This is a genomic window from Vibrio hannami (assembly GCF_029589055.1).
GTDB classification, from domain to species: Bacteria; Pseudomonadota; Gammaproteobacteria; order Enterobacterales; family Vibrionaceae; genus Vibrio; species Vibrio hannami.
Map to the genome: position 1 here is coordinate 1,579,380 of NZ_JARQZP010000003.1, position 14,695 is coordinate 1,594,074.

At 44.3% G+C, this 14,695-nt stretch carries 14 protein-coding genes; 4 read left to right on the forward strand and 10 right to left on the reverse strand.

Features of this window, described 5'->3' with window-relative positions:
- Positions 1 to 2: 2 nt before the first annotated feature.
- Complete coding sequence (locus P7F88_RS08830; RefSeq protein ID WP_277823807.1) at positions 3 to 782, reverse strand: SDR family oxidoreductase; 780 nt, start codon at positions 780 to 782, stop codon at positions 3 to 5.
- A 547-nt stretch (positions 783 to 1,329) separates the two neighbouring features.
- Between P7F88_RS08830 and P7F88_RS08835 the strand changes: the two genes are divergently transcribed.
- The 4 genes from P7F88_RS08835 (at position 1,330) to P7F88_RS08850 (ending at position 6,579) form a co-directional block, all read left to right on the forward strand.
- A complete protein-coding gene (locus tag P7F88_RS08835; protein WP_277823809.1) occupies positions 1,330 to 2,778 on the forward strand; it encodes an FGGY-family carbohydrate kinase in 1,449 nt (482 codons plus the stop codon).
- A 105-nt stretch (positions 2,779 to 2,883) separates the two neighbouring features.
- Positions 2,884 to 4,203: an MFS transporter gene (locus P7F88_RS08840; protein WP_277823811.1), complete on the forward strand. Its 1,320-nt coding sequence runs from the start codon at positions 2,884 to 2,886 to the stop codon at positions 4,201 to 4,203.
- Positions 4,204 to 4,293: 90 nt separating this feature from the next.
- Positions 4,294 to 4,872, forward strand: coding sequence for a glycerol-3-phosphate responsive antiterminator (locus P7F88_RS08845; protein WP_277823813.1), 579 nt, complete (start codon positions 4,294 to 4,296; stop codon positions 4,870 to 4,872).
- A gap of 135 nt (positions 4,873 to 5,007) precedes the next feature.
- Positions 5,008 to 6,579, forward strand: a complete 1,572-nt coding sequence (locus P7F88_RS08850; RefSeq protein ID WP_277823815.1) for a BCCT family transporter — start codon at positions 5,008 to 5,010, stop codon at positions 6,577 to 6,579.
- Positions 6,580 to 6,665: 86 nt separating this feature from the next.
- Here the strand turns inward: P7F88_RS08850 and P7F88_RS08855 are convergent, their stop codons facing one another.
- The 9 genes from P7F88_RS08855 to P7F88_RS08895 form a co-directional block, all read right to left on the reverse strand.
- Positions 6,666 to 6,860: a hypothetical protein gene (locus P7F88_RS08855; RefSeq protein ID WP_277823817.1), complete on the reverse strand. Its 195-nt coding sequence runs from the start codon at positions 6,858 to 6,860 to the stop codon at positions 6,666 to 6,668.
- 184 nt (positions 6,861 to 7,044) lie between these two features.
- Positions 7,045 to 7,800 (reverse strand): sulfite exporter TauE/SafE family protein, encoded by a 756-nt coding sequence (locus P7F88_RS08860; RefSeq protein ID WP_277823819.1) that lies wholly within the window; start codon positions 7,798 to 7,800, stop codon positions 7,045 to 7,047.
- A gap of 3 nt (positions 7,801 to 7,803) precedes the next feature.
- The gene (locus P7F88_RS08865) at positions 7,804 to 8,748 is read right to left on the reverse strand and encodes a nuclear transport factor 2 family protein (RefSeq protein ID WP_277824585.1); all 945 of its coding nucleotides are present in this window, start codon (positions 8,746 to 8,748) and stop codon (positions 7,804 to 7,806) included.
- A gap of 18 nt (positions 8,749 to 8,766) precedes the next feature.
- Positions 8,767 to 9,786, reverse strand: coding sequence for an ester cyclase (locus P7F88_RS08870; RefSeq protein WP_277823821.1), 1,020 nt, complete (start codon positions 9,784 to 9,786; stop codon positions 8,767 to 8,769).
- A complete protein-coding gene (locus P7F88_RS08875) occupies positions 9,783 to 10,316 on the reverse strand; it encodes an ester cyclase (protein WP_277823824.1) in 534 nt (177 codons plus the stop codon). Before P7F88_RS08875 ends, P7F88_RS08870 begins: the two co-directional genes overlap by 4 nt.
- Positions 10,317 to 10,334: 18 nt before the next feature.
- Positions 10,335 to 11,165: a carbohydrate ABC transporter permease gene (locus tag P7F88_RS08880; RefSeq protein ID WP_277823826.1), complete on the reverse strand. Its 831-nt coding sequence runs from the start codon at positions 11,163 to 11,165 to the stop codon at positions 10,335 to 10,337.
- Positions 11,162 to 12,022 carry a carbohydrate ABC transporter permease gene (locus P7F88_RS08885; protein WP_277823828.1) on the reverse strand — a complete coding sequence of 287 codons (861 nt, stop codon included), beginning with the start codon at positions 12,020 to 12,022 and terminating at the stop codon, positions 11,162 to 11,164. Before P7F88_RS08885 ends, P7F88_RS08880 begins: the two co-directional genes overlap by 4 nt.
- 5 nt (positions 12,023 to 12,027) lie before the next feature.
- Complete coding sequence (locus P7F88_RS08890) at positions 12,028 to 13,308, reverse strand: ABC transporter substrate-binding protein (protein WP_277823830.1); 1,281 nt, start codon at positions 13,306 to 13,308, stop codon at positions 12,028 to 12,030.
- Between the two features lie 15 nt (positions 13,309 to 13,323).
- Complete coding sequence (locus P7F88_RS08895; RefSeq protein ID WP_277823832.1) at positions 13,324 to 14,412, reverse strand: ABC transporter ATP-binding protein; 1,089 nt, start codon at positions 14,410 to 14,412, stop codon at positions 13,324 to 13,326.
- Between the last annotated feature and the right edge of the window lie 283 nt (positions 14,413 to 14,695).

Sequence of the window (14,695 nt, forward strand, 5' to 3'; positions counted from 1 at the left end):
TACTATCTCATTAAATATCCGCCATCAACTGCCAAAACATGTCCATTTACATAGCTTGAAGCTTTACTTGCTAAAAATACCATTGCCCCCATTAAGTCTTGAGTCTGGCCCCAGCGGTTTGCTGGAATATGATTTAAAACACGCTGATTCGATTCAGGGTTTGCTCGTGTTGCTGTCGTAATTTCTGTTGCGTAATATCCAGGAGCGATACCGTTAACCTGAATATCAAATTGCGCTAATTCATCACAATAAGCCTTAGTAAGTCCGGCGATGCCATGCTTAGTCGCGGAATATGCCGGAGACCATTGCCCTCCAAGAAATGAGAACATGGAGCAAATGTTAATTATTTTGCCGCTCTTCTGAGGAATCATTACTTTTGAAACTTCATGGCTTAGCTCAAAAGCAGCGGTGAGGTTTAAGGCAACCATTGGATCCCATTTGCTTCTGTCGAACTTGGTTACATCTGGTTCGTTGATGCACATACCCGCATTGTTGACCAAGATATCGACGCTTCCGAATGTCTCTACACACGAGTTAACCACCTGAGCTGGAGTACCTGCTTTCGTTAGATCGCATTGCAAAAACGAGGTTTTAATCCCCTCTTTTTCTAGAGTTTTCTGAGTTTCACCTTCATCATCAATGAAACTCGCGATAAATATGTTTGCTCCCGCTTTTGCAAGCGCCATAGCAAAAGCCTGCCCTAATCCACTATTGCCACCTGTAACAATGGCGTTCTTTCCTTCAAGGGAGAAAAAGTCTAAAGAAAAGTCTTCTATGTTCATCCGAATACACTCCGAAATTTAGGCAAAAAAAAAGAGAAAAGCGCACTTCCCCCGTAAGGGAAGTTACTTTTCTCTTCGTCTCTTTAAGTAACTGTTATTAGTTATATCATGATATTTTCGTTAACAACTGTGAGCATTTTCACACAAATTTAAAACGCCACCCAATACCACCATAAGGTGCTGATTATTAATAACTTAATTCTAAACCCCTAATATCAGCGCTCAATTCTCAAGTCTATGGCGAACTTAAAGGCAACAGAAATGAACATAAATGTTTCTAATGTCACAAAAACGAAATCAAACCATACGTTTTTTTAACTCTAGTATGTTTGCATGACTTGTTTCACAGTTTCATTCCAGAAACAAATGATATAAATATATTTAGTTACTAGTAGAGATAAAGAGAAAAGTAACTTTCCTTTTAAATAAGGAGAGTATCGCTTTTCTCTTTTTTTGTGCTTGAAGAAAATTAGTTTTATCTTCCTTCTCTTCGTCGTTTCTTGGAAGTTAAACATTGGTTTTTGCGTTTTAAGTATAAGGAATAACAATGAATAATAAGTATTTAATGAGTGTTGACATTGGCACTCAGAGCGCGAAAGTAATTATATTTGACTTGCATGGGCATATTATTTGCCAGGGTGTTGAGCGCCTACAAAAAATTCAGGTTCCAGCACCACTTCTCGCTATTCACCCTGACGATGATCTATGGGATTCGCTAAAAATCGCCTTTAAGCGAGTAATGAAAGCCTTCAGGTACAAAGGGTTAAACCCTAACGATATTGCTGCAATGGGGCTATGTGTTATTCGCTGCTGCCGAACTGTTTTAAAAGAAGATGGAACACTTGCCTACCCTGTTATCGGCTGGATGGATAAACGACTGAATTATGCTTATGAACCTAGCCGTGACTACAAACAAGTTCGCTACGTAAGCACCAGCTCTGGCTATATAACACATAGGTTAACCGGGGAATTCAAGGATACTTGTGCCAACTATATTGGTTGGTGGCCAATGGATAATGAGACTCTGGAATGGAGTGATGACCCAGAAAAATGGAAAGAGTGTAATCTGACCCGTGATATGGTCTTTAATGTTGTTAAGCCAGGCGAAGAGCTTGGAAAACTGCGAGATGATCTGGCAGAAGAGTTTGGCCTGCCTCTGGAGCTTCCGGTTATCGCAACCGCCCACGATAAAGCGGTTGAAGCCCTTGGTGCCGGTTCCCTCGATGAGGGAACAGTACTGATATCACTAGGTACCTATATCGCAGCCCTGACTCAGGGTCAGGAGTATGTAATAGATTCTCAGAACTACTGGCCATTTCAAGCGTCCATCCCAAATCGCTATATATACGAGTGCTGGGGGGTTCGTCTCGGCATGTGGACAGTAAGTTGGTTCCGGGATCAGTTTGGTGAAGCTGCGGTGGCCGAAGCTGAAAACAAAGATATTCAAATTGAAGAGCTACTTGGTCGTGAAGCTGAAAGAGTGCCACCAGGTAGTGAAGGGCTGGTTACACTTCACGACTGGGCTGCACCACCTCATGCAGAATTCCGCAAAGGTGCAATGATAGGATTCGATAGCCGTCATACCAGGGCACATATGTATCGCTCTTTGCTTGAAGGACTAGCATTTACGCTTAAGAATCATGTCGACAAAATGGCAAATGAACTTGGTAACCCAACGCAGAGACTGGTCGTTTCAGGTGGTGGTGCAAACAGCGATCTGTTTATGCAGATACTGTCTGACATCTTTGGTGTACCCGCTCAACGCAACGAAATGCGAGGTTCAGCTGCAGTAGGCTGCGCTATCAACGCAGCAATGGCAATTAACGCCTTCGACAGCTATGAAGACGCAATTGAGCACATGGTTAATGTTCAGGATGTTTTTGCTCCAAACCTTGATGCTCACAACTTCTACAACAAACTCAACGATGGAGTTTACTCAAAAATACAACATCATTTAGACCCCTTACTAGAAAACCTGAGCCCACTGGTGGATTAACCATTGGGGCTCTGCCCCGCCAGTAAAAAACAGCTCGAAAATGGACTATGGACACAATTGCTAATTGTGACCAGGGATTCTCTTTGCTTACATGAGGATGTAGCTATGGAACAAACACTCTCGAATGAGACAGAAAAAGAAGTGGTAACCCTTACAAAACAAGCCCGATATATGCAGCTTTTCCTGCTGGTTATCGCAGGTGGTGCAATCTATCCGATGCTATATATGCGCCAGATCTACCAAACAACGATGCTTGAAGCTTTTCAGATCACTAACGGCCAGTTAGGTGAATTATACTCCATGCTTGGCCTGCTATTCTTCCTCACTTATTTCCCTAGCGGGTGGCTAGCAGACAGAATGAAACCCATGCTTCTGATCGCTATTTCACTCGCGGGTACAGGATTGTTGGGCCTTTGGTACAGTACTCTTCCGTCATACAGTTCTCTTTTAATCATTTTTGGTGCATGGGGTTGTACAACCGGCCTGACTTTCTGGGGTGCGGTGATGAAGCGTATCAAGATCTTATCAGGAGATAACGAGTCCGGGCGATTCTTCGGCACCTACGACGGTGGGCGAGGACTAGTAGAAGCCATATTGGCGAGTATTGCCTTGTTTATCTTCTCCCAAACTGCTGGTGACAACGATGAGAATGTCGTATCTGCTCTGGTGAACGTTATCTATATGTACTCATGGCTTTGTCTCATCCTTGGTGCTATTAGTCTTTATGCTACTCGATATGAATCAAAAGATGCACATAAGCCAACCGAGAAAAAGGAAAAGAACGAGAACCTTCTTTCAGACATCATGTTTATTATTAAGCAGCCTGAAGTATGGTTAATTGCGCTAATCATCTCTGCTGGATACCACTTGTTCTGGGCGACCTATAGCTTCTCCGCTTATCTTCAAGAGGGTGATTGGGGCTTTACCGCCGTAATGGCAGGTACAATTACAACCATAAAACTATGGTTGCGACCTGTAGGTGGTATTGGGGGTGGATTTGTAGGCGACAAATTCGGTAATGTGAAAATGCTCAACTTCGCATTAATTGGTAGTGCATTAGGTCTGCTAGGACTTATCTTTGCACCTCTGTCAGGAATGGGAGCGGGACTAGTTGTTGGCCTTTGTGTCGCGTTTATCCTGTTTATTGGACTTTTGACCTATGCGATTCGTGGCCTTTACTGGGCAATTATTGAACACCTTGATGTGCCTGAAGCTAAGTTAGGGCTTGCTATTGGTATTATTTCACTAATTGGTTACTGCCCCGACATTTTTATTCCACTCATTAATGGATATTTGATGGATGCAGCAGAAAGTCATCAGGCAGGTTACCAGATGTACTTCGGGTACACAGTTGCAATGACGTTTGTTGGAATTATATCTTGCTATCTACTTCAGGCTCGTGCGAATAAGAAGAGAGCAGCTTAGTGTAGAAATAGTAAAAACCTGTTTGAGTTAACAAAGTGAATGAAAAAGACGTGTAATAATAGCATGTCTTTTTCTCAATCCGGATTCATAATGAGTATCAGGGAATTACTTCGTAATAACAAAATAATTGCTTCTGTAATAGATAACGGCAGCTTGGAGCAAGCATTAGAAAGCGATTGTAAGATCATATTTATCTTATACGGTAACATCTGTAACATTGGACAAATAGTAAACAAGATAAAAGCAAAACGTAAATTTGCATTTATTCACATTGATTTATTAGAAGGAGCATCTAATAAAGAGGTTGTTGTCGATTTTCTAAAAATAGTCACACAAGCAGATGGCATAATAAGTACCAAGTCTCAAATGCTAAAAGCGGCAAGTGAGCATGGTTTTTATACTATTCTTCGGCTATTTATCATCGACTCTAAGTCATATCACAATATCCCTAAGCAGATATCTAATTGTCATCCAGATTGCATCGAGATTATGCCAGGAGTGATGCCTACCGTAACGCAGTGGCTACTGCCTACAATCAATATCCCTCTGATTTCTGGCGGTTTAATCTGCGATGAAGATACGGCAAAAACAGCCATATCGGCTGGTGCCAGTGCTATATCTACGACCAATCAAAACGTTTGGGAAATGTATCACCAATTTAACAAATAAGCTCAGTGTGTAGAGTATTAAGTTCAATCTTATACTCTAACCATTTATATCTAAATAATTATTGAATATATGATTTAGAAAACGGTATCGGTTTTTATATATTGATATCATCTCCTAACAGAAAGGAGGAATATTATGAAAGTAGCACTTAGGCTAAAAGTTTTTATTCCCCCACTAGTCATTTTGTTATTTGCTGTATGTGCTAGTTTTATTAACCTAGATGTATTTCTTTCATATACTACTGCCATTAACAACTGGATTCTCGATAATTTTTCCTGGTTATTCTCCGGGGGCTCGCTATTAATGGTATTGACTCTGCTAGTTGTGTTCATCAGCCCGCTAGGAAAATGGCGTCTCGGAGGAGAAACTGCTCAACCTTTACTGACAAAATGGCGTTGGGGCTCAATCACGATCTGTACAACAACTGCAGCAGGAATGCTATTTTGGGGAACAGCTGAGCCACTCTATCATTTGTATTCTCCTCCTGTTTCTCTGAACTTAGAGCCCGCATCAGCAGAAAGTGCCCGTTTTGCACTCTCAACCATGTTCATGCACTGGTCAATCACACCATTTGCTATATATGCTGTACCAGCATTAGCTTTTGCACTTGCTTTTTATAATAACAACGGGAACTTCTCTCTAAGCAGTGCCATTGAACCAGTATTAGGGAAAAAGGCTTCTGCTAACTTTGGAGGAGTAATAGATTCTCTTGCTATGTTTGCTTTGGTAGCTGGTATGGCTTCCTCTCTGGGTACGGGTGCGCTGGTTCTAGCAAGTGGAATAAGTAAAGTGACAGGAATAGGCAATAATATCGTTTTATTAGGTGTTGTCATTTTTGCAATTATGATCTGTTTCGTTGCTTCTTCAGTTTCTGGTCTGCAAAAAGGAATTGCCCGACTCTCTTCGGTAAATACTTTAGTATTTGTCGCGATTGCTATACTGGCTTTTGTTTTTGGGCCCACTGCATCTATCGTTGAAGGTGCATCAATTGCATTCATCGATTACATGACAAACTACATACCACGCAGCCTTTCATTATCATTTTCGTCAGATGATAAATGGCCCCAGTGGTGGACGGTTTTTTACTGGGCTAACTGGCTAGCTTGGGCTCCTGTAGTTGCTCTTTTCCTGGGTAAAATAGCGCGCGGATATACAGTGCGACAGTTTATTATTATCAACTGGTTTGTTCCGGCAAGCTTCTCCATAATCTGGATGGCAATATTCTCCGGTACAATTTTAGAATTAGATCAGAGTCAGAACGGATACTTCTGGAACATTTTGCAAGAAAGCGGTCCCGGAGCGGTTATTTACGGTCTGCTTGAACAGTTGCCTGGCGGAACTTTTCTCGTCACTCTCTTTATAGGAGTTGTATTTCTGGCCTATGTTACAGCTGCAGATTCAAACACAGAGGCTATCTCTGAACTTTGTATAGGAAAAAGCGTATCAGAGGAAGATAGCCTTCCCGCCAAAAGAAGGCTAAAGGTGTTATGGGGAGCTCTTATAGCAAGTATCGCCTGGATCATGACAGGTTTCTCTGGTGTAGACGGCATTAAGATGATGTCTAACCTCGGAGGATTCCCGGCTTTAGTGGTAGTGATACTAATGACTCTCGCTCTTTCAAAGTGGATATGGCTTTCGATGCCCAGCCACAAACACGAATCAGCTCATACCCTAAACACTCTCCATGTACCGGAAAATGGAGAGTAATCCCTATCAGACACACCTAACTCATAGCAAATCGGGCTACTACTCACAAATTAATGTAGAACACCGCCAGCTAATTCAACCTAGAACTAGCTGGCCTGTTGGTATAACGGGTGTTCTTCCGTGTACTTATTTAATGCGTCGGACTTATTATTAGCGGTGATCCTGCCTTCGTAAGTGCAAAATCCTGTTGGGGCGTCTGCGTCACAGACTTCAATTTTGCGAACTTCCCTCACTGCAATAGCGCCATCGCACGCAGACCAGATATCGAACTCTCTAACCATAAGTACCTCTCCCACTGAAACAAGGTTACATATGACGGCACTGATTCTGGAAGCGTTATCTCAGAACGCTCCCTATGAGTACCATATATAGTCAATATAGAACATTTTTTAACTATATGTAGAAATTAATAAATAAAATAGTCTGATGTATGTGAATTGAGCCAGCAATTAGAGCTATGGTTATTCAGAACAACACCGGCATCTCCTGCACCCCGTCCCATAGGAGTTTAATGCCTGATATAAAAAGGAAAAAATAACAAAGCTGATAAAGTTTCTTTTGACTTACCCGGTTTAGCATCCATACACCCAACATGACGCCAACTGGAGCCACAGGAAAAAGCGCTAATGACGTAGACAGGTTGGTAATGTTCATCTTACCCAACCAGATATAGGGAATCAGCTTAAAAAAGTTCATTGAGCCAAACAGCACCGCCATCGTGCCTATAACCTGCATCTTACCTAGCCCTTGAGGCAATAAGTAAATACTTATCGGCCCACCCCCAGCATGAATAGTGGTGCTGGAGAATCCACTCAGTAAACTCCAGAAATAGCCCTGTCGTTTACCGGGCGCTTTTTTCGGTTTGTTGGAAAGCACATACTGAAGGCTGAATAGGATCGAAAGAACACCAATAAGAATCTCTAGACCATATTCCGGTGTCACACTCAGAAAGTAACCAGCAATCGCTATCCCAACAACTGCAGGCGGAAGCATTACCATCAGCTGCTGATAATCGCAGTTCTTGGCGTGATGCCAGATTGCAATGATATCCATAAAAAACAGTAAGGGCAGAAGAATCGCCGCAGCTTCTATCGGGGATGTTGTCAGCGCCATCAAAGGCACTGCAATTATACCAAGTGCACCGCCTAACCCACCTTTGCCTATGCCATAAATCAGGACGGCAGGAACTGCCGTCAGATAAAATAAAGGATCTGTAATCATCTGTTATGAACCAAGCAGTATCTGCTTCCAAACCGCAACTTCGTCGAATAGAACATATTCTCGACGCAAGCCCCAGGGCCCAAACTCTGCATGCGATGCACCCATGATGTAGACATGAGCCCCAGTTGGTGCTCCGAAATGCCCATACCCTTCATGCTTGCCTTCTAATGACCAGCGAACTGCAGCACGTGGCGACATCATGTCATCATCCCGACCAATCCTGTGGTGAACTTTAAACTCAGCGTTAGGAAAAGCTGACCTCAAACGCATCCAGAAATCATCAATTTCAGCATGTGAACACGCCTGAACACCGCTAGGATATTCCGCTAGGCAAGCTCTGTCGTACTCTTGAGGAATAACCGAAAACTCCGCATTCATAATTCTCTGCAAAATCGACTGATATTTCTGCCCCCATGCGTTGTCGTTACCAACACCTTCATACGGCCCCTGAACATCATCTTTAGGGGTAAAAGGGAATGGACAGCTCTCCGGACCACCAGCCTCTTCGATAATTTTGACCGCCTGCTCTTTTGGTGTCATTCCCAGGTGTTTGGCAATTGCGCCGTGGTCTCGGATAAGCCACTCATCATCAATCTGGTTATTCAGGGCATGGCAATCAGCAATGATTCTGAAAAACACCTTCTTACCAGTTTCGCGATGGGTTGCGGTTGAAATAATCCTGTGTGACGAGTAAAGCCCCGTTTCATCATCTCCCGACCAGATAACATCTTCACCAAACAAAGTACGGTCTGGAAACTCTGCCAGCACTTCCATGGTGCTGTTAATCACACCAGCATTACCTGTCGCGAATGTTAATGGAGTTCTGACTATCACTTCATCAGCATAATAACGATGCAGTGTATGCAGTTGTCTGTCTTCCCAGATTTCCTTAGTGATCCCAAGAATGTAGTCGGGAAAATCTTTCCACTTTTCATCGAATCCTTTCATCATTGTTTGCTTTCCTTCCTACTTCTCAAACTGGCGATAACGGGCCTTATTTAGCTCACGCATTCTTGCCAGAACATCTACACCTAGCTGCGCGTAGGCATGCAGAATGTCCACCAGCACCCAGTTCTCGCGTATCTTTCCATTCTCACAACGCCAAAAATCTAAGCTTCTTAGCGTGAGCTCTTTGTCTGATGGTGCAATACCCAACCAACCATCATTGGACAGTGTCATCGCCATGCCCGGCCAGCCTGTAAAGGCGACATAGTTTTGGTCTGCAAACAGATAACCGTTATCTTCGATAGTTCTTCTGTTTGGCATCGCCTTTAGAAACGGGATTTGATGCCAGTTGCGGAAACCACTGATACCACGGCAGGTACCGATACCCGATGGGCCATACCAGCTACAACGTGGATGCCAGCGTTTTTCCAGCTCCATCGCTTCCACACCACCTTCAGCAAATCGCGACAACCCGTTAAGCATGTCTTCCACCAGGGTCAGACTCTGCTCAGCCAGCTCGCTGTCGTAATCAGCGCTAATGTTGCCATCGCAGGTTGCAGGAGCCGGTGGGTTCCATTCACGACCCAGGCTCGGTGCCATTGGCCAGGCGTTCGCTTGCATCATCAGTTCAGGGATATCCCATAACGCTTGCATCTCAGTGATACGACCATTCTCGATACGATAGAACTCATGAAAGCGCATAGATACCTGATGGCCGGTTGGCGGAATGTCCAGCCAGCCTTCCATAAAACCGCCTGTGTAATAGCCGCCACAGCCTACCCAATCGGCACCATTGGCATCGCCAGCCATGGTGATATAAGTACGCTTTTCCAGATCTGGAATCGCTTTCATCAGAGGAGCATATACGTCTTCCCACAAAGCAGTGACACCAGACAGTGTCTCAAACGGATGCGCTAGATGAACAACAGCTTCCGGAGCAAACAACTCTTCTATCAAAGCCCGAACACCGAACGGCTCAAAGTCATACATTGCAGCGTTCAGGCGACCTATTAGTTCACGGTTCGCGTTGTGCACACTCATTTCATCACCTCTTCGGTATGCATCAAAGGCCCGGCTTCGCTGTCCATATTTTCCCAACCATGACCACCAAATGGATCCACACCGAGTTGCATCATAATGCTTGGGAAATCGACCGTGACATAGTTATCGACGATCTTGCCATCGACCACTTTCCAGAAGTCCATATAGCGAATAATGACCTTTTTGCCCGTCGGCTCGATTCCCATAAATGGCCCTGAGTGGATCGCTTCCTGACGCCCAAACGCCGCGCACCACTGCCCTTGAGTCAGGCGCGCTTCATCTATGCAGATTTTGTCTGAGAATGCAGCCTGAAATGGTTTTTGCCAGTGCTCCTGAAACTCCTTCAGGCCATTCTTAAAGCCACACCCGGCATTACCCATCCAACGAAAAGAATCAGCAAAAAAGCGCCCCATATTCTCAATATCGTGGTCATTAAGACCATCCACCATAGAGTCGATAACCTCCAATGTTTCATCGGTTTTCGACAGATCATTATCCTTAGTTAAGATTGCTTGTTCTGGGCGGTTCATAATCACTCCTGTAAAAAATTATCCCTTCACTGCGCCCGCGACCAATCCTGAAACAATGCGTTTCTGGAAGACCACAATCAGCGCCACAATTGGCAACGTAATAGAAACAGCACCTGCAGCGCTCATCGACCAGTACTTGATGTCATCAGCACCAAACTGGGAGATAGCCACTGGCATAGTCGAGGCGTTAGTCGCCGTTAGGGTTAGCGGGATCAAAAACTCGTTGTAAGCCAACAGGAAGGTAAACAATCCTGTGGTAATAATGCCCGGCCACATCACCGGAACAATGGCTTTCATAAATGACTGGAACTGATTACAACCATCCATCATAGCTGACTCTTCCAGCTCTTTTGGAATGTTCATAAAGAACGAACGCATCATCCAGATAGTGAATGGTTGGTTAATGGCCACTAGAATCATGATGAGCACGATATGAGTATCATATAGCCCAACCATACGGGTGAACTCATAGTATGGGATTAAAAATACCGTATGTGGAAGTGAACGGAATACCAACGCCACCATCAACAGCCAGAAGCCCAGCTTACCCGGATAGCGAGCCAGTGCGTAACCAGCAAGACATCCGATCGATAGCGAAATCACCACCACTCCCGCAGTAACAATCACTGAGTTCCACAAAAAGGTGCTGAAACCAAAGTCCAACCAAAGGGCCGCATAGTTAGCCGCCGTTGGCTCAAAGCTCCATACCGGCGGTGTAGAAAAGGCATCCACCGGATTCTTGATGGAGGTCATGATGGTCCAAAAAAATGGGAAGGTACAGTACACCAGCCAGACCAACAGCGCAGCGTATACAAAAATCGTTTTTTCCCTTAGCAGTCGTGCAATCATTGGCGAATCCCCTTCTGCTCTTTATAGGTCAGGTATAAAAATGGAATCAGGAAGATAAAGATCCCTATCATGGTTAGAACGGAAACCGCACTCCCCTTGGCAACAGCATCTTGCACAATACCTACGCGGTAGTTGTAGTACATCAGGGTTTCTGTGTTGTTCAGCCCGCCAGTCATAATCGCCACCGCATCAAACAGGCGGTAAGCATCCATAATGCAGATCATGGAAACGAACAGGATTAGAGGCTGTATCGCCGGAACGACGACGTGCTTAATCTGATCCCAGCTATGAGCACCATCCAGAAGAGAAGACTCTAAAGTATCCTGAGGAATCGCCTGCAATCCTGCGAAGAAAACAATCGCTGCAAATGGAGTAACCTGCCAGATACCGTAAAGAATGATCAGCGTACGCGATTCCAGAGTGTCGCTAAACCAATAGATCTCAATGCCCATCAGATTCAGCAGGTAAGTCAGGTAACCAAAATCCTGAAACAGCCAGGAAAAGATCAACGTGCCTACCACTGGTGTCACTACAAACGGCAACAGGGTTGCTGCCATAAAGAAGGCGCGGATCTTTCCCTGTAACCGGTTCAATGCCAATGCAATCAGAAAACCAAATACCAGTACGCTCAGTGTCACTGTGATGGTGTAAACAAAGGTAAACTCAAAGGCTAACCAGAACTCCGGATCAGAGAGAATATCGATATAGTTGTCCAGCCCTACCCAACGCAAGTTCCCCTTAAAGTTGAACCGATACATTGAGAGATATAGCGTCATGATCAAAGGTGCTGTCATCAGCAGCACCATTGATATGATGGATGGCCCGGAGAACGTAAGAAAACTACGTAACTTCATCATAAGCCTTACTCCAGGAACCCTTGAGCCTGAGCTTCTTTGTAGTAAGCTTCGGCCGCATCATTCAGCACTAGCTTGATATCTTTTTTACCTCGAAGTGCATCAGGTAGTTTGCTGCCAATCTCGTTGTGAGCAAGAGAATAGTATGGCTGCGTCGGAAATGCCTTAGCACCCTTAGCAACCATATCGCGCATCGCATCCAGATAGCGGTATTTCTCACCTTCTACAGAGCTTGCCGAACTACGGGATAAAAATGCCAAATGACTCGCGCCCAACATCGACTCTTTCTTCAACATCTCCATTAGCACTTTGAAGATAAGTTCACGGTCTTCTTCAACGCGTTTTGGCAATACGTAGCCATCCCAAAAAATACTGGTTGAAGGCACGGTTACGGCACTTGTTGCAGCCGGCGCAGCAGCATACTGGATCTTGCCAACCACCTTAGAGACTTCAGCATTGTCCATCTCTGCTGCACGAGTAGCCCAAACGTTACCCATTACTGCTTTATCTTGTTGGAAGTTCACCATCACAAGGTCATTCGACATCGATAACGCATTCGGAGACATATAGCCCAGTAACGATTTCAGGATTTCAGCTGCTTCTACCCCTTTTTCACTGTTAAACAGCGGCTTGCCATTTTCATCAAAGTACTCACCACCCAGGGACAGGTAAATATTGGTGAATTCAGTCGCCAGGTTCCACCCTTTACCCATCGCCTGAGAAATCGGGTATTTGATGCCCACTTGCTGAAGTTTTTCCGCATTAGCAACCACATCGGAATAGGTTGTTGGCACACTTAAAGAGTACTTATCCAGAATGTCTTGACGGTAAAAGAATTGCTGCATATTCATCTGAAGTGGTACGGCATAGATTTCGCCATCCACAGTTGCAAGATCCCAAACCTCCTGAGGAATATCACTCAGCTCGTACTCATCCCAGAACTTCTTCACCAGATCAGTGATTGGTTGTAATTGCTCTTTAGCCTGGAACTCATGAAAACTGTTGGCCGAAACCTGGATCAAATCGTAAGGGGAGTTACCACGGCGACTAGAAAGGATAATTCGTGCCTGCTCCTGAACAGCACTACCACTGACTAGCTTATTATTTACTTTTAGAGCGTCAGACTCACACTCTTCCATCTTATCGGAGAAGTACTTAAGTACCGGATAGCTGTTTGAAAGTACCGATAACTCCCCTTTTGCTTCGTAACCAGAGAGGTCACAACTTGCGGCCGCTCCACCAGTTAATGCCAGAGTTGTCATCAATGCCAGTAATTGCTTTTTCATCATTTAGTCCCTTAAATCTTAAGCCGTTAATTCAGTAAGTTCCGAAGCCAAATCAAAGTCGATTCTTTGCTCTGACTTGGTGTTAAACAGATAGGTATGTTCCAGATTGAATTTAAACCCGATAGGGTCACCAATCTCTGCTTCGAAGTTTTTGTCCGCTCGTGCAACAACCAGATTGCCTTTAACTTCCAGAGTTATCAGGGTTGATTCACCTGTCATCTCTATTGAGTAGACTTCACCTGTCAGGTTTGCACTTTCCAGCGGACACACCTCAATATCTTCCGGGCGGATACCCAGAGTCACCATTGCATTTGAAACCGTACCCAACCCGGAGACTTTACAGTTCTGCGCGCTAAAGGAACCTTGCTTTACAGCGCCTTCGATAAAGTTCATAGAAGGCGAACCAATAAAGCCAGCGACAAACAGGTTGCGTGGGTTGTTGTAAATGTTCTTCGGTGTATCTAATTGCTGGATTTTGCCCTGGAAAAGTACCGCAACCCTATCCGCTAACGTCATCGCTTCTATCTGATCGTGAGTAACGTAAACCGTGGTGCGTTGAAACTCATGATGCAGATTCTTTAAAAGTGCGCGCATGGAAACACGTAACTTGGCATCCAGGTTAGAAAGAGGCTCATCCATCAGAAACAGGCTCGGCTCACGTACGATGGCTCGCGCCAGAGCGACCCTTTGTCTTTGTCCACCAGAAAGCTGTGAAGGTTTACGTTCTAGCAGGTGGTCCAGCTCGACTCTTTTTGCGGCTTTAATCACACGAGCATGCAACTCATCTTTCTCGATCTTCTTCATCTGCAGTGGGAACGCAATATTTCCATAAACCGTTTTTTGTGGGTATAGACCGTAGTTCTGGAACACCATTGCGATATCCCTGTCTCTCGGGTGCGTATCATTCACTCGGTTTCCATCAATCTCAACATCTCCTTCCGTTGGAGTATCAAGACCTGCGATCATTCGCATTGTTGTCGTTTTACCGCATCCTGAAGGCCCGAGTAGTACCAGAAACTCTTTGTCTTTGATCTCCAGATTGAGATCTTCAATCACTTTTGTACTACCCCAGGTCTTATCAATATTGCGTAATAATATTGATGCCATGTGTGCTCCCTTTACGATTCGTATTTATTCATCGATATCTTTCGCCGCTTTTTGCATTCGTATTCAAAAAAACAGCAATTCCTTTAAAAGCACTGGAGCAAGTTACATACCAATTTAGGGTTAGATCACATTAAAAAACCTATGATTTACAACATATCAATCAGTTACAGAGGTATTTGAACAACTTTTGCTTATATCTGAATTTGAATTTTGCATACGTATGCAAAATTCAAATTCATCTTGCACCAGCGAGAAGCAAGATGTTCCGAATTGATGCATATTT